Source organism: Marinobacter sp. PE14, from assembly GCF_053566155.1.
Genome location: NZ_JBQXNY010000003.1, coordinates 602,297 through 617,171 on the forward strand (window position 1 = coordinate 602,297; position 14,875 = coordinate 617,171).

13 protein-coding genes are annotated in these 14,875 nt (G+C 56.7%); 9 read left to right on the forward strand and 4 right to left on the reverse strand.

What is annotated here, in order from left to right; translation table 11 throughout:
- Position 1: 1 nt before the first annotated feature.
- Positions 2-1,210, reverse strand: coding sequence for an acetyl-CoA C-acetyltransferase (locus tag ACWJ62_RS13450; RefSeq protein WP_449286634.1), 1,209 nt, complete (start codon positions 1,208-1,210; stop codon positions 2-4).
- A 188-nt stretch (positions 1,211-1,398) separates the two neighbouring features.
- Between ACWJ62_RS13450 and ACWJ62_RS13455 the strand changes: the two genes are divergently transcribed.
- On the forward strand, positions 1,399-1,662 hold the full coding sequence (locus ACWJ62_RS13455) for a late competence development ComFB family protein (RefSeq protein WP_014576682.1): 264 nt from the start codon (positions 1,399-1,401) through the stop codon (positions 1,660-1,662).
- Between the two features lie 13 nt (positions 1,663-1,675).
- Here the strand turns inward: ACWJ62_RS13455 and ACWJ62_RS13460 are convergent, their stop codons facing one another.
- The gene (locus ACWJ62_RS13460; RefSeq protein ID WP_449286635.1) at positions 1,676-4,141 is read right to left on the reverse strand and encodes a DUF349 domain-containing protein; all 2,466 of its coding nucleotides are present in this window, start codon (positions 4,139-4,141) and stop codon (positions 1,676-1,678) included.
- Positions 4,142-4,319: 178 nt separating this feature from the next.
- Between ACWJ62_RS13460 and ACWJ62_RS13465 the strand changes: the two genes are divergently transcribed.
- Entirely contained in the window at positions 4,320-4,790 is a 471-nt protein-coding gene (locus ACWJ62_RS13465) for a regulatory protein RecX (RefSeq protein WP_449286636.1), read from the forward strand.
- A gap of 19 nt (positions 4,791-4,809) precedes the next feature.
- Here the strand turns inward: ACWJ62_RS13465 and mltF are convergent, their stop codons facing one another.
- Entirely contained in the window at positions 4,810-6,330 is a 1,521-nt protein-coding gene (gene mltF, locus ACWJ62_RS13470) for a membrane-bound lytic murein transglycosylase MltF (protein ID WP_449286637.1), read from the reverse strand.
- A gap of 275 nt (positions 6,331-6,605) precedes the next feature.
- Here mltF and purL point away from each other — a divergent pair, with 275 nt between their 5' ends.
- Together purL and ACWJ62_RS13480 are read left to right on the forward strand one after the other, a co-directional pair.
- A complete protein-coding gene (gene purL, locus ACWJ62_RS13475) occupies positions 6,606-10,511 on the forward strand; it encodes a phosphoribosylformylglycinamidine synthase (protein ID WP_449286638.1) in 3,906 nt (1,301 codons plus the stop codon).
- Positions 10,512-10,927: 416 nt separating this feature from the next.
- Positions 10,928-11,239, forward strand: a complete 312-nt coding sequence (locus ACWJ62_RS13480) for an NGG1p interacting factor NIF3 (RefSeq protein ID WP_449286639.1) — start codon at positions 10,928-10,930, stop codon at positions 11,237-11,239.
- Between the two features lie 9 nt (positions 11,240-11,248).
- On the opposite strand, the gene ACWJ62_RS13485 is transcribed toward ACWJ62_RS13480, so the two are convergent.
- Complete coding sequence (locus ACWJ62_RS13485) at positions 11,249-11,800, reverse strand: NUDIX hydrolase (protein WP_449286640.1); 552 nt, start codon at positions 11,798-11,800, stop codon at positions 11,249-11,251.
- A gap of 97 nt (positions 11,801-11,897) precedes the next feature.
- Here ACWJ62_RS13485 and ACWJ62_RS13490 point away from each other — a divergent pair, with 97 nt between their 5' ends.
- The 5 genes from ACWJ62_RS13490 (at position 11,898) to ACWJ62_RS13510 (ending at position 14,728) form a co-directional block, all read left to right on the forward strand.
- Positions 11,898-12,485 carry an NUDIX hydrolase gene (locus ACWJ62_RS13490; protein ID WP_449286641.1) on the forward strand — a complete coding sequence of 196 codons (588 nt, stop codon included), beginning with the start codon at positions 11,898-11,900 and terminating at the stop codon, positions 12,483-12,485.
- Positions 12,486-12,488: 3 nt separating this feature from the next.
- Positions 12,489-13,022 (forward strand): gamma carbonic anhydrase family protein, encoded by a 534-nt coding sequence (locus ACWJ62_RS13495; RefSeq protein ID WP_008171478.1) that lies wholly within the window; start codon positions 12,489-12,491, stop codon positions 13,020-13,022.
- Positions 13,019-13,207 (forward strand): DUF1289 domain-containing protein, encoded by a 189-nt coding sequence (locus ACWJ62_RS13500; protein ID WP_088828775.1) that lies wholly within the window; start codon positions 13,019-13,021, stop codon positions 13,205-13,207. Before ACWJ62_RS13495 ends, ACWJ62_RS13500 begins: the two co-directional genes overlap by 4 nt.
- 18 nt (positions 13,208-13,225) lie before the next feature.
- Positions 13,226-14,416: a formate-dependent phosphoribosylglycinamide formyltransferase gene (gene purT, locus ACWJ62_RS13505; protein ID WP_449286642.1), complete on the forward strand. Its 1,191-nt coding sequence runs from the start codon at positions 13,226-13,228 to the stop codon at positions 14,414-14,416.
- Between the two features lie 105 nt (positions 14,417-14,521).
- On the forward strand, positions 14,522-14,728 hold the full coding sequence (locus tag ACWJ62_RS13510) for a hypothetical protein (protein WP_008171484.1): 207 nt from the start codon (positions 14,522-14,524) through the stop codon (positions 14,726-14,728).
- Positions 14,729-14,875 lie beyond the last annotated feature (147 nt).

Here is a 14,875-nt window from a genome sequence, read left to right on the forward strand (position 1 = left end):
TTCAGACGCGCTCAATGATGGTGGCAATGCCCATGCCGCCACCGACGCACAATGTGGCCAGGCCGTAGCGCAGCTCCCGCCGCTCCAGCTCATCCAGCAGGGTGCCAAGAATCATGGCGCCGGTGGCACCCAGCGGGTGGCCCATGGCGATAGCTCCGCCGTTCACGTTCACTTTTTCGTCGGGAACCGAGAGTTCCCGCTGGAAGCGCATAACCACAGAGGCGAAGGCCTCGTTCACTTCAAACAGATCGATCTGATCGGCGGTCATGCCCGCTTTTTCCAGTGCCTTGCGTGCGGCCGGGGCAGGACCGGTCAGCATGATGGTCGGATCGGTGCTGGTGACTGCTGTGGCAATAATGCGGGCACGGGGTGTCAGGCCCATGGCCTTGCCCTTGGCCTCGCTGCCGATCAGCATGGCGGTGGCGCCGTCGACGATGCCGGAGGAGTTACCGGCATGATGAACGTGGTTAATCTTCTCCACGTAATGGTATTTCTCCCGGGCGACACCGTCGAAGCCCATCTCGCCCATCATCTGGAAGGAGGGTTTCAGGCCGGAAAGGCTTTCCAGGGAAGTGTTGCCACGCACATGCTCATCGCGATCAAGGATCACCACGCCATTCTGGTCAGTGATCGGAATGATGGACTTCGCAAAGTAGCCGTTCTGCCAGGCATTGGCCGCTTTCTGCTGGGATTTCACGGCAAAGCCATCAACGTCTTCACGGCTGAAGCCCTCAAGGGTGGCAATCAGGTCTGCGCCGATGCCCTGGGGCATGAAACCGGTATGCAGATTGGTTTCCGGATCTGTGGCCCAGGCTCCGCCGTCGGCGCCCATGGGCACACGGGACATGGCCTCCACACCGCCGGCAACCACCATGTCTTCCCAGCCAGAGCGAACTTTCATGGCCGCCAGATTCACGGCTTCCAATCCGGAGGCGCAGAAACGGTTCAGGGTAACGCCCGCCACTTTTTCATCCCAGTCAGCGGCCAGCGCTGCCGTCTTGGCGATATCCGCACCCTGGTCACCCACGGCGGTCACGCAGCCCATCACAATGTCGTCCACCTGGGCGGTATCCAGGCTGTTCCTCTCCTGCAGCGCATGGAGCACCGTGGTCAACAGCGAGATGGGTTTGACGCTGTGAAGTGATCCGTCTTTTTTCCCGCGCCCCCTGGGGGTGCGGACTGCATCGAAGATATAAGCCTCGGTGGTCATTGCTTGTCCTCTGGTCATATTGTTTTCGGGTTTGATTTACCGATGACACAACCATAGCCGGTTGCGGTTGCAGGGGGTAATGACGCCGGCTGCCAATCGCATTGGCGAAATTGCTCATGAACCATGACAAGGAGGGGGCTGGCTTCTATGGTGTTAGAAACCGCAGACGAATTCGGGAGGCGCAAGCCATGTCTCTGCGAGATGCAATCGACAATTTCTACGAGCGGCTGGTGGTGGATGCCATCGAGGCAACACGGGAGGAGTCTGACACAGCGGACTATCTGACCGATGTTATGTGCGTGGCTCTCAACCGGCTGCCCACACGGTATTACCGGCATTCAATCGATATGATGTTTTATCTGGCGGACGAGGAGCTCAAGGGGATGAAACAGAAATCCCTGGCCGCCGTAAAGGAAGCCAGGGAATTCGTCAGGGAACATCAGCGGGAGTAGAGCGCTGGGCGCCTCAGGCCTCATTCAGATTGGCGATGGCCTTGTTCAGTCGATCAGCGAGCTCCGTGTCCGCGTTTTTGCTGGTGCCACCCAGGCACCAGGCTGCCAGCAGTTTTTCTACATCCTGCATTTGATCCGTGCTGTTGTCGGCGGAACCCATGCCATTGGCAAGGCGCTGAACCTGGATTTCCATGCGGCGCTGCTGATCCGCTTCGGGCGAGGGCACACCGCAAAGGATTTCTGCGCGAATCACCAGTTCGACCGGATCGCTGGCATCTGACGTTTCGGCCAGCGCAGCCCAGTGCTGAGGCGCTGATTCACTGACGGATTCGCCCGCTGTGGCCGCCATCACCAGAGACTGCCACGAAGCCATTTTTGCCTGCAGTCTCAGGGCGGAGAGAATCTTGCTCAGCCGCTGCTTTTCTTTCTGGACCTTTTCTCTGGCGCCTTTTGAGAGCGCAGCGGCATCAATTTCCTTGAGCGTCGCCAGGGCCGCAGTGACTGCCTGCTCATCACTTTCAGAGGATATTCCCGAAACCTGATTCAGGCCTGCTTGCGCTGTCTCGTCGGCGGCCAGTGATACCTGCTGCTGTTCCGAGCGCTCGGCATCACGGCGGGCAAAGATCTGGTCACAGGCCTTTCGGAACGCTTGCCATAGTTTGCGGTCTTCGCGATGGCGGGTGATTCCGATGGCTTGCCAGTCTCCCTGGAGGGCCTTGGCCTGATTCATGGCCTCCTGAAGCGGCTCGTGTTCGACCAGGGCCTGGGCCTTGTCCACGATCGCCTGTTTCAGAGCTTCGTTTTTGCGCCGTTCCTCGTCCAGAGGTGCTTCCAGCCTCTTGAGCAGTTCGTCGAAGCGCTTTTGAACGGCCCGATTGTCGCGGAACTCCACTGGCCAGGCCTCTTTCCACTCCTGGCGAGCAGTCTGGTGGATTCGTTCTGCGGCTTTCCACTCGATTGAAGACCAGTCGGCATTGTCCAGGAAGCTTTCGAGCTGCTCGCAAATGGCGGACCGTTTTTCCAGATTCGCCTGTTTGAGGCCTGACTTGGCAGAGAAGTAGGCCTTGCAGGGCTCGTAAGCCTTATCCGAGGCAGCTTTGAACCGGGACCACAGCGAGCGATCTGACGATCCGCCAAGATCGCGCCACTCATTCTGCAACTCCTTGATTCGCTCAGCCTTTGCTTCCGGGTCCATTGGCTGCTCTGCCAGGTATTCCATTTGCTCGCACAGGGCAATCTGCTTGGGTTCTGTGGCGAAGCCCTGCCAGTCCGAGAGTTCACGCAATTGCCCGGTAAGCAGCTGCATACGCGCTTGGTAAGGTTTTGCGTGGCGCTGGTCCAGATCCCGGAAGTGCTGTTGTGCCGTTTTGAAGAGCTGTTTGGATTCTTTCAGCTGCTTGGCCTCTAGTGCTTCCTCCAGTTGCCTGATTTCGGCTTCGAGACGAGCGGCCAGAGCTTTCTGCTGCTCCTGATCAACGCGGGGCTCTGCCGGTTTCTTGCGTTTGCCGGCCAGCTTCCGCAATGGCTCGAGCATTGCCGGGATGGGGTAGCCTTCCGGCCAGTTGATCTCGGCAACCAGTGTTTTTGCCTGGGCACGTTGCTCTTCCGTGGCATCGTCTGCACCCTCGAGCAGAGCGCCAAGTTGGACGATGGTTTCCCGTTCCTGGGTAATCCGACGGACAGAATTCAGGTAATTGCGCAGTGAGAGCATGGCGGTTTCGTAGGCTTTCTGTTCCTGCTTTTCCACTGCCGTGTCCCGGGTTGCTTCCAGCCAGCGGTTTTCCTGGGTCTTCTGGAGTGCATCCAGAGACGCCAGTGAGGGCAGTGTCTCAGGCGGTTGAGACTTGAGCTCGTCCAGTGTGCGGGTCAGCAGATCCAGGGTTTCCTGACGTTGTAGCTTCTGCTCGCGCTGGCGCTTTTCATCTTCCGCCGCAGATTGCAGGGCCGCAATGCGCTCTTTGCACAGGTGAACCGCTTCGAGAAATGCCTGGGCCTGTTCCGCTGTGGCGTGTGTTTCCACCTCTGTCCATTGCTTCAGCAGGGCATCGAGCCGGGCCTCATAAAGCTTGGTATCGTCACTTTTCGCCTGGTCCTGCGCGTGGCGGGTAAGGGTAGCGATGGTCTGGCTGATGCTGTCCAGCCGGGCCTGTTCTTCGCGCCGTTGCTGAAGTGCCAGTTTAACGATCTGGTAGACGCCTTTATCACGGCCTTTGGCCTGTTTCTGCACTTCCTGCAGGCTGGCTTCGTCGGTCAGTCTGCCTGCAGCGGACTGCCGGATATCCGCCGTAACGCCCTCTATGGCAAGCTTGGCCAGAACATCCCGGGATGGTGCGCTCTCCAGTGTTTTGAGCTGTTCTTCCCTCCGGTCAGTCCGGGTATCTTCCTGTTCGACAGGCTCTGGCTGGGTGGCTTTCCGCTGTTTGGTCGTTGCCTCGGTTGTCTTGCGGGATTTGAACAGTTTCTGGATGAACGCGGCCATAAGAGTATCCTTGGGTGTTGAAACCAGTTCACGGTGTCGGGCAAAGTTGGGCCGCCACCGGCCGTCGGCATCCGATCAGGGATGCCGGGTAGTTTGACTGCTCAGCCTGAGGTGCTGGCCAGTAGGAAAAATTCGCGGCTAGTCTAGCGTTTTGTATGCGTGTGCGGAAAGGGTCTGTATGGCAAAACAGGAAAATGACAACGATCAGGAATACAAGGCCCGGGCAACGGCACTCAGGTTGCTTGCCAGACGCGAGCACAGTCGCCTCGAATTAAGCCTGAAACTCCGTCAACGAAAGGTGGCGGGCGACATTATTAACGCCGTTCTGGATGATTACGAGAAAGAGGGGTGGCTTGACGATGACCGGTTTGCTGACGTCTACGCCCGCCAGAGAATGGACCTTGGTTACGGACCGCTACGGATTCTTGGCGAACTTCAGCAGCGCGGGGTTCATAAGACTCCGGAGTGTGTTGACGAGATGACGGAGGAGGATTGGTGTCAGCGAGCTATCGGTATCCGCGATAAGCGGTTTGGCCTGGCGGATCTGAGTGAAGACTGGGACGAAAAAGTGCGTCAGGCGCGTTTCCTGAATCGTAGGGGCTTTTCCGGCAGTCAGGTAGAGCGCGCGCTCGAGGCTCGTAGCGAATAGGCTGCGGAAGTCCGCTGCTTCACAGGGTCGGCGGTATCATGCCTAGTTCTGCGGGCAGGCCGGCCCTGAGCTTTCCATCCGTTTGCAGCTCGCCTGATGGGCCTTCCGGCCCCCGGCTTTCCTCCATCTGTACGATCTGTTCCTCTGCTTCGGTCGCCGGGATGCCCGGCTGGTTAAGCCGGGCGAGGACATCGTAATAGCGCCGGATATTCTGGACGTAGATCACCGGTTCGTGGCCCCGGGCATAGCCAAAGCGGGTCTTGGTATACCATTCCTTCTCGGCCAGTAACGGCAGGAATTCTTTAACATCCATCCACCGGTCAGGGTCCCGTCCCGCGCCTTCTGTAAGCCGACGGGCGTCCTCCAGATGCCCGAAACCCACGTTGTAGGAGGCGAGGGCGAACCAGGTGCGGTCCGGCTCCGGGATCCGTTCCGGGATTTTCTCGTGCACGATCCGGAAATACTTTGCGCCGCCCTGGATGCTTTCTTCGGCGTCCAGGCGGTTGTTGATGCCGATATGGCTGGCAGTGTTTCGGGTCAGCATCATCAGTCCACGGACCCCGGTGGGGGATACGGCATTGGGGCGCCAGTGGGACTCCTGGTAACCAATGGCCGCGAGCAGTCGCCAGTCCATATTGAAGTCCGTGGCATAGTCGCGAAACAGCGACTCGTATTTGGGCAGCCGGTTCTCCACATGATGCATGAAGGTTCGGGCGCCCACGTAATTGAGTCGATCAAGGTGGCCATAGAAGCGCTCGGCAATCTGGGCCAGAGTTCCGTTGGTCTCTAGGGTTTCCAGGAACTGACGGGCCGCTTTTGCCAGGGAATCATCCTGCGCTGACGGGAAAAACCAGGCCAGTTCACCGGGCTCTCCAACCGTAAAGGCCTCTTTCACCATTGGGTAGAATACGTGGTTAAGGTCGAGCTCGTTGGAGGCAACCATCGCGTAGGGGAATTCGCCGCTTTCAACGCGGGACAGAACACCCGCAGCGTCCAGGCCGGAATGTACCTGCCACTGAAGCTCTGCGTTTTCCTTGCGGGCTTCATTGAGGCGGTGCTCGTGGTTGCTGTCGGATACCACGTGCACCGTTTTCCCGATCAGGTCTTGCAATGATTCAGGCCGCTCTAAATCGCGGTTATAAACCAGAATCGACTGGGCGGTGATGCCGGTCGCTACGGTGCGATACTGATTGGCGGTATGGGGTTGCCTGGAAAGCCCAAGCATCCCGAAGTGGGCGTAGTTCTTTTCCAGAACAGACAGGATTTCTGTGTTGTTTTCGGCGACGCGGACGCGGAGTTTTACCCCAAGTTCATCGGCGAACAGTTTTGCCAGTTCGTAGTCATAGCCGGTGGGGCCGTCCTCACTTTCCACATAGATAGACGGCGCCGTCCGGGTAATCACATGCAGCACTCCCTCGTCCCGGATTTCCTGGAGAGTACTGGGCTGTGAGCATCCGGTCAGTATCAGGGCGGTGCCGAGGAAGAAAATTATCCCGGCGGATGCGCTTTTGAAGGCAGCAAGTGTCTTTGGCAAGTCCATGGACTCCGTCACGGCTGGATCATCTGGTTGTAGCGTCGCTCGAAGCCACGCAACCTTATTTATCCTTAGCGTGGAATTCCTTTCCACGCAGTCAATGATCCTTTGTGTCGGAGGCCTGGTCAATAAAGCTGGTTAATTAATATGCAAAACAATGTCAATTGTACGGCTCGGGATTAACGCCTCAAGCGCTGTATCCTGACCCCGCTTTCGAGTATCATGTCGGCCTTTCAAATTGCACCCAGACTTCCCCGTTTCGCGCGATACAGGTTGATATCATGCTTGAACTTCGCGGCGCTCCCGCGCTCTCGCCATTCCGCTCCCGCAAATTGCATTCCCGAATTCAGGATATCGTGCCTGAAATCGAGCATGTTTACGCTGAGTTCATGCACTTTGTTGACCTGGAGGCAGACCTCTCGGACTCTGAGCAAGCTATTCTGGACCGGCTCCTGACCTACGGCCCGAGTGTGCCGGTGGAAGAGCCTGACGGCGTGCTTTTCCTGGTGGTACCTCGCCCCGGCACGCTCTCGCCCTGGTCCAGCAAGGCAACGGACATCGCCCGAAACTGTGGCCTGCGGCAGATACACCGCATTGAGCGGGGCACGGCCTACTACATTCGTTCGGGGCGCAAGCTTGGCCTGGAACAGCGCGAGAAGATCGCAGCGCTGCTGCATGACCGCATGACCCAGAAGGTATTTCATGAGATGGGCGGCGCAGAGCTGTTGTTCAGCCATGAAGAGCCGCGGCTCCTGGGAAGGGTGCCTGTTCTCGCCGGTGGCCGCGATGCCCTGGTTGAAGCCAACTCGCGCCTGGGTCTGGCGCTTGCCGAAGATGAAATCGACTACCTGGTGAAGTCCTTCACGGATCTTGAGCGGGATCCGACTGACGTGGAACTCATGATGTTCGCCCAGGCGAACTCCGAGCATTGTCGACACAAGATATTCAACGCGTCCTGGGATATTGACGGCGAGGGTCAGGAAAAATCCCTGTTCGCCATGATCCGGAATACCTTCGAGATGAACAGCGAGGGCGTGCTATCGGCATACAAGGACAACGCCTCGGTTATTCGGGGCAGTCGTGGTGGCCGCTTCTTCCCGGATCCCGAGACGGGTGTCTACGGATATAACGAAGAAGACATCCATATTCTGATGAAGGTGGAAACGCACAACCACCCGACGGCGATTGCCCCTGCAGCCGGCGCCGCCACGGGCTCCGGCGGCGAAATTCGCGACGAAGGTGCAACCGGTCGGGGCTCCAAGCCCAAGGCAGGTCTGACCGGTTTCACAGTGTCCAACCTGAATCTGCCGGACGATCCCCAGCCATGGGAAATCAATTACGGCAAACCTGAACGCATCGCTTCACCGCTAGACATTATGATTGAAGGGCCTATCGGCGGCGCGGCATTCAATAACGAATTCGGACGTCCCAACCTGGCCGGCTACTTCCGGACTTTTGAAGAAAAAGTGCCCGGAGCCGCCGGCGAGGAAGTCCGCGGTTACCACAAGCCGATCATGATTGCCGGTGGTCTTGGCAACATTAGTGAAGAGCATGTTGAGAAGGGCAACATCCCGGTGGGCGCGAAACTCATCGTGTTGGGTGGGCCCTCCATGCTGATCGGTCTTGGCGGTGGCGCGGCTTCGTCCATGGATTCGGGCTCCAGTAACGAAAATCTCGACTTTGCGTCAGTACAGCGGGACAACCCCGAGATGGAGCGCCGGTGCCAGGAAGTGATCGACCGCTGCTGGCAGATGGGCGACAAGAACCCTATCGCTTTCATCCATGACGTGGGCGCCGGTGGTCTGTCCAACGCTATGCCTGAGCTTGTCAAAGATGGCGGTCGCGGCGGCAAATTCGAGCTTCGCGATATTCCCAGTGACGAGCCGGGAATGTCTCCGCTGGAAATCTGGTGTAACGAATCCCAGGAACGGTATGTGATGGCAGTGGCTCCGGAAAACCTGGAGCAATTTGATGCCCTTTGCCGCCGCGAGCGCTGCCCCTATGCAGTGATTGGTGAGGCGACAGAGGCTCACCACCTGGAACTGGGCGATTCCTACTTTGACGACAAGCCGGTTGACCTGCCGATGGAAGTGCTGTTCGGCAAGCCGCCACGCATGCACCGGAGTGTCAGCCGCGCTTCCTTCACGAAGCCCATTTTCGACTCCACCAAAATCGATCTGGATGACGCCATTCGCCGCGTTCTGCGTCTGCCGTCCGTTGGCTCCAAGAGCTTTTTAATCACCATCGGTGACCGGACCATTACCGGCCTGGTTGCGCGGGATCAGATGGTTGGGCCCTGGCAGGTTCCGGTTGCTGATGTGGCTGTGACTTCCACCTCCTTCGATGTTCGCACTGGTGAAGCGATGGCCATGGGCGAGCGCACGCCGGTCGCGACGATTGATGCGCCCGCGTCCGGTCGTATGGCTGTGGGTGAAGTGATTACCAATATGGCCGCGGCGCCGATCGGCAAATTGTCTGATATCCGCCTCTCTGCAAACTGGATGGCCGCTGCTGGCCACCCGGGCGAAGATGAAAATCTCTATGAGACCGTTCGCGCCGTAGGCATGGAATTGTGCCCGGAGCTTGGAATCACGATCCCCGTGGGCAAGGATTCCATGTCCATGAAGACCATGTGGGAAGAAGACAGTGGCGAACAGAAAAGCGTAACTGCTCCGCTTTCATTGATTGTCAGTGGCTTTGCACCCGTGATTGATGTTGCCAGAACGCTGACTCCCCAGCTGGTCAAAGATGCTGGCGAGACAGACCTGATCCTTGTGGATCTTGCTGCCGGCCAGAACCGTCTCGGGGGCTCTGCTCTGGCTCAGGTTTACCGTCAGGTCGGCGCAGTTGCGCCGGATCTGGATGACCCGGAGGATATCAAGGCTTTCTTTGCCGTTATTCAGGGTCTGAACAGCGACGGTAAGCTCCTGGCCTATCACGATCGTTCGGATGGCGGCCTGTTCGTCACTCTGGCCGAAATGTGTTTCGCCGGCCGCTGTGGGGTTGATATCAAGCTGGATGGCCTCGCCGAGGATCGCAGTCAGTTCGCCCGGGAACTGTTTAATGAAGAGCTGGGTGCCGTCATTCAGGTGCGCAGGGAAGACACCGGTTTTGTCCTGCAGCAATTCTCTGCCGCAGGTCTTGGGGACTACATCAGTGTTGTCGGTAGCCCGAATGATACTGACAACCTTCGCCTGACATTCGAAGGTAGCACTGTGGTGGATGAATCCCGGGTGGAGCTTCAGCGCCTGTGGTCCGAAACCAGTTACCGTGTTCAGTCGCTCCGGGATAACGCCGATTGCGCCCGCGAAGAATTCGATAACCTGCTTGACGCAGAGGATCCCGGTCTCCACGCCGAACTCTCCTACGATATCAACGACGACGTGGCTGCACCGTATATCAGCAAGGGAGCCCGTCCAAAGGTTGCGGTTCTGCGGGAGCAGGGCGTGAATGGTCAGGTTGAGATGGCGGCCGCATTTGATCGTGCCGGTTTCGATTCGGTAGATGTGCACATGAGTGATCTGCTCTCTGGGCGGGTTGCGCTGGATGGCTTTAACAGCCTGGTTGCCTGTGGCGGTTTCTCCTACGGTGACGTTTTGGGCGCTGGCGAGGGCTGGGCCAAATCGATTCTGTTCAGCGATCGGGTCAGGGACCAGTTTGCGGCGTTCTTCAATCGCCAGGACACGCTGGCTCTGGGTGTGTGCAATGGCTGTCAGATGCTCTCCAATCTTCACGAGCTTATTCCGGGAAGTGAGGGATGGCCACGTTTCGTGCGCAACCAGTCCGAGCAGTTTGAGGCGCGCCTGGTTATGGCTGAGGTGATGCCGTCACCGTCGGCGTTCATGGATGGCATGGCCGGTTCCCGTATGCCGATTGCTGTTGCCCACGGCGAAGGCAGGGTTGAGTTTGCCAGCGGCACCTCGGCAGAAGCTCTCTCCGAGAACGAGTTGGTGGCGCTGCGCTATGTGGATAATCGAGGGCAGGCGACCGTACGCTATCCCTATAACCCGAATGGGTCCGAAGCCGGGATTACTGGTGTGACGACGCGCGACGGCAGGGTCACCATCATGATGCCGCATCCCGAGCGAGTGTTCCGGGCTGTTCAGCATTCCTGGCGTCCGTCAGAGTGGCAGGAAGATGGTTCCTGGATTCGCATGTTCCGAAATGCGAGACGCTGGTTCGGCTAATTTTCCGTTCCAGTAACAAGCCGGTTTTGGGTGCGCTCAACATGAGTGTTTATTCCAAAGCCGGCTTTTTTATTGGGCGCCCTGTTTTTGGGCATTTTTCAAGGGAAAAAAACGGCAAAAATGGCAAAAATTCCCTTGACTCAGTTTTTTTATGCACATTGCGGGTGCCTTCCTGTTTGTTCTGTGCACAAAGAGCGGGAATTTGGTTCAACTTTTGCCCAAAAGCCATAACTATTTGAAAAATATAGAATAAATGAATCAGGTGATTTTGTCGCCAATTTAACGGAAGTGCAGTGATTACGGGGTTTGGAGGCGTGTTCCCAAAAACTTTCCCCAGAGTTATCCACAGATTCTGTGGGTAAGTATCTAAGCTATTAATCTGTACAAAAAATATCCGATCTGAAGGAGGGTTTTCGATGTACAAGATGTGTTATTTCGTTCCGGAAACTCACGTTGAGAAAACCAAACAGGCATTGTTCGATGCCGGCGCCGGTCGTATCGGTGATTACGATTCCTGTGCCTGGCAATGTCTTGGAAGAGGGCAGTTTCGTCCGCTTGAAGGAAGCGATCCGTTTCTCGGCAATGTCGGGGAGATTGAAGTAGTGGATGAGTACAAAGTCGAACTGGTTTGTGCCGACGAGCTGATAAAGGATGCCCTCGCGGCGCTCAAGCAGGCTCACCCTTACGAGGAGCCCGCTTACGAGATCTATCGAATGGAAGACTTGTAGTCGCCCGCGCTACTTGCGGTCTTTCGCCATGGGGTGGCGGATATCGCTCACGTGAACCCCGAAAGATTCACGCCTGTAGTCAGACAGGAAAAGTTCCAGGGTTCGTTTTACGGTTGGGAACGAGATTTCCTCCCAGGGAATCTCGTCCAGGCCGAACAGTCTGGATTCGAGGGACTCTTCGCCTGCGCCAAACTGACCGTCTTTCAGCGTGGCCCGGTAGAACATGTGTACCTGATTGATGTGCGGGACGTCGATGATGGAATAGAGGCCTTCAATGTTTACCTCCGCAAGCGCTTCTTCCATTGTTTCCCGCTCGGCGGCCTCAATAGTGGTTTCCGCGTTTTCCATGAAACCGGCAGGCAGGGTCCAGTAACCATAGCGAGGTTCGATAGCCCGGCGACAGAGCAGTATCTGACCTTCCCAGACGGGCACCGTGCCGGCGACAATCCGTGGGTTCTGGTAATGTATGGTATCGCAGCTTACACAGACATAGCGGTGACGGTTATCGCCTTCGGGGATGCGTTGTTCAACCGGATGGCCGCATGTGCTGCAGTACTTCATGATTTTCCCCGTATACTGAAATTGGTTTGGTAGTCAGTTTAACGATCCCGGCTGCCTCTGTCTCATCCAACCTCCGGATGTACCGTGGAGATGAACATTGCGTGATTTACTTGCCGAGCGCCTGGCCGGCTATGCCCCGCGCCAGCTGGCTCTGGATTATCCTGAGGCGGGCATATTGGTTCCGGTAACCGACGATCTGCGAAACCCCGAGATGATCTTTACGCTCAGGTCTGAGAATTTGAGCACCCATCGCGGGCAGGTGGCATACCCCGGCGGCAAAAGGGATCCGGAAGACCCATCTCTGGCAGCAACGGCGTTACGTGAAACCCATGAAGAGATCGGTTTGCCGCCGGATCAAGTACAAATAGTTGCACCGCTCAGTCAGGTGATGTCCCGCTACGGAATTCTTGTTACTCCTTACGTTGGTGTGATTCCCGGAGATCATCCTCTGGAGCCAAACCCCCATGAAATCGAAAGTGTATTCCGCGTGCCGCTATCGTTTTTTCTGGAAGATAGACGGGAACGCACAGATGCTCTGGATTTCCTGAACCATACGTTTTACGTGCCCTGCTATCGGTGGGAGCGCTACGAAATTTGGGGGTTGTCGGCAGTGGTTCTGGTTGACTTCCTGAACGCTGTGTACGATGCCGGAATCGATCTGCTTGAACCGCCTGAAGGAGGGTGAAAAATGTTTTACCAGTTGAATGACCGAACGCCGGAACTGGAAGGTGAGGGTCACTTTGTGGCCGAGAACGCGTCGGTGATAGGCCGGGTCCGGCTGATGGATAAGGCCAGCGTCTGGTTCAATGCCGTTCTACGTGGTGATAACGAGTGGATCACCATAGGGCCTGAAACAAATGTTCAGGACGGTTCTGTGCTGCATACAGACCCGGGTATGCCTCTTACTCTGGGTAAGGGTGTAACGGTTGGACACAAGGTAATGCTCCATGGGTGCGAGATTGGTGATTACTCTTTAATTGGCATAAATGCTGTGGTTCTGAACGGCGCCAAGATTGGTAAGCACTGCCTGATTGGCGCTAATGCCCTCATTCCCGAGGGAATGGAGGTGCCGGACGGTTCCATGGTTGTCGGTTCGCCAGGCAAGATCAAGCGGGAGCTCAACGATAGCCAGAAGAAGATGCTGGAAATGAGTGCGCAGCATTATGTGCAGAATGCTGCTCGTTATGCCGATGAGCTCAAGCCCTGCGAGCCGAAAAAATGAGTGTTGCTGACAAAGTTCGCTCGCCCTGCGTGAGCATCTGTGCACTTGATGAAAATGACATCTGTGTGGGCTGTCATCGGAGCGGGGATGAGATCACCCTCTGGAGCAGGATGGATGACGACGAACGGCGCGAGGTGCTCCGGAAAGTGGCGGAGCGCGAAAAAGGTTCCCTGATTCACGGCTAACATAGGTGTTGGTAAATCATGACTGACTCAGTTCGAATTGGTACTCCCCTTAAAGGTAACGCCTTCAGGGTGTTGTTTTGTGGATCCGGTGAGCTTGGCAAGGAAGTTGTCATTGAGCTTCAGCGTTATGGCGTCGAAGTGATTGCTGTGGATAGATATGCAGGTGCGCCTGCGATGCAGGTGGCTCACCGGAACCACGTCATCGACATGCTCGATGGCGTCAGCCTGCGCCGCGTTATCGAGCAGGAAAAGCCGGATCTGATTGTTCCGGAGATTGAAGCCATTGCCACGCCGGAGCTGGTTAAGCTGGAAGAAGAGGGTTATCACGTTATCCCAACGGCCAGAGCGGTGAATCTTACAATGAACCGTGAGGGAATCCGTCGGCTTGCGGCTGAAGAGCTCGGGCTGCCCACCTCACCCTACCGCTTTGCGGGTACCCGGGAAGAATACCTCGCCGCTGTGAACGAAATAGGCCTGCCGCTCGTGGTAAAGCCGGTGATGAGCTCATCGGGCAAGGGGCAGAGTACCGTCAAGACCGAGGCTGATATTGAAGCGGCCTGGGAATATGCTCAGTCTGGCGGGCGTGCCGGTAAGGGAAGGGTTATTGTCGAAGGTTTTGTGGACTTTGACTACGAGATTACCCTGCTCACCGTCAAGCACCGTGATGGCGTGTCTTTTTGTGAGCCCATCGGGCACAGGCAGGAAGACGGAGACTATCGGGAGTCCTGGCAACCACAGCCAATGGCTCCTTTGGCCTACGAGCGTTCGGCCGAAGTTGCTCGTGCTGTGGTCGAAAACCTTGGTGGCTACGGCATTTACGGCGTAGAGCTTTTTGTTAAGGAAGACAATGTCTGGTTTTCCGAGGTTTCGCCGCGTCCTCACGATACCGGCCTGGTAACGTTGGTCTCACAGGATCTGTCCGAATTTGCTCTGCATGCCCGAGCCATTCTGGGCTTGCCCATTCCCGCGATACGGCAGACCGGTCCCTCGGCATCAGCTGTGATTCTTCCTGAGGGGGATTCGGCATCCGTTTCCTATTCGGGTCTTGAGTCAGCGCTTTCCGAGCCGGATACCCAGTTGCGGTTGTTCGGCAAGCCCGAGTTGAAGGGTCGCCGTCGAATGGGCGTTGCCCTGGCGAAGGGCGCCACGGTGGATGAAGCGCGCAAAAGAGCTCGCGACTCGGCAAATTCGATTACCGTTGAGCTGTGAGGGTCATCCAGGCCTCGCTCTGATCGGCGAGGCTTATGAAGGTTTGATGACGATTTGCGAAAAAATTCTGGGCCAACCGTTGACACCCTCGGGCAGGTCTGTAGAATGCGCATCTCTTTCGAGGGGAGCACCGCTGAGGCGGCTCAGAAATCGAAAGATAACTGTTTGAAAGCGCTGAAGAAAATGAGTTTTAAAATTCTTCAGAAAGCAGTTGACAGGCAGGCGATTCACTGTAGAATGCGCGCCTCGAAACAAGCAGTAAGCCGGGTCATTTTTCGGCGCTTTCCGGAGACGGAAAACATCGAAAAATAAACGGTTGACAAGGCGGCGCTACGATGTAGAATACGCCACCTTGATTGAGCAACAGCTCAAACGCTCTTTAAAAAGTTGACCAAGTAATTCGTGTGGGCGCTGGCCGAGGTGTTTCGGGTATGAAATATCAGGACAGTGACTCGTCGA

Bases quoted from the DNA above. Each gene is read 5' to 3' on its own strand.
- ACWJ62_RS13450 (WP_449286634.1), bottom strand. From the start codon at position 1,210: ATGACCACCGAGGCTTATATCTTCGATGCAGTCCGCACCCCCAGGGGG.
- ACWJ62_RS13455 (WP_014576682.1), top strand. From the start codon at position 1,399: ATGTCTCTGCGAGATGCAATCGACAATTTCTACGAGCGGCTGGTGGTG.
- ACWJ62_RS13460 (WP_449286635.1), bottom strand. From the start codon at position 4,141: ATGGCCGCGTTCATCCAGAAACTGTTCAAATCCCGCAAGACAACCGAG.
- ACWJ62_RS13465 (WP_449286636.1), top strand. From the start codon at position 4,320: ATGGCAAAACAGGAAAATGACAACGATCAGGAATACAAGGCCCGGGCA.
- mltF (WP_449286637.1), bottom strand. From the start codon at position 6,330: ATGGACTTGCCAAAGACACTTGCTGCCTTCAAAAGCGCATCCGCCGGG.
- purL (WP_449286638.1), top strand. From the start codon at position 6,606: ATGCTTGAACTTCGCGGCGCTCCCGCGCTCTCGCCATTCCGCTCCCGC.
- ACWJ62_RS13480 (WP_449286639.1), top strand. From the start codon at position 10,928: ATGTACAAGATGTGTTATTTCGTTCCGGAAACTCACGTTGAGAAAACC.
- ACWJ62_RS13485 (WP_449286640.1), bottom strand. From the start codon at position 11,800: ATGAAGTACTGCAGCACATGCGGCCATCCGGTTGAACAACGCATCCCC.
- ACWJ62_RS13495 (WP_008171478.1), top strand. From the start codon at position 12,489: ATGTTTTACCAGTTGAATGACCGAACGCCGGAACTGGAAGGTGAGGGT.
- ACWJ62_RS13500 (WP_088828775.1), top strand. From the start codon at position 13,019: ATGAGTGTTGCTGACAAAGTTCGCTCGCCCTGCGTGAGCATCTGTGCA.
- purT (WP_449286642.1), top strand. From the start codon at position 13,226: ATGACTGACTCAGTTCGAATTGGTACTCCCCTTAAAGGTAACGCCTTC.
- ACWJ62_RS13510 (WP_008171484.1), top strand. From the start codon at position 14,522: ATGCGCATCTCTTTCGAGGGGAGCACCGCTGAGGCGGCTCAGAAATCG.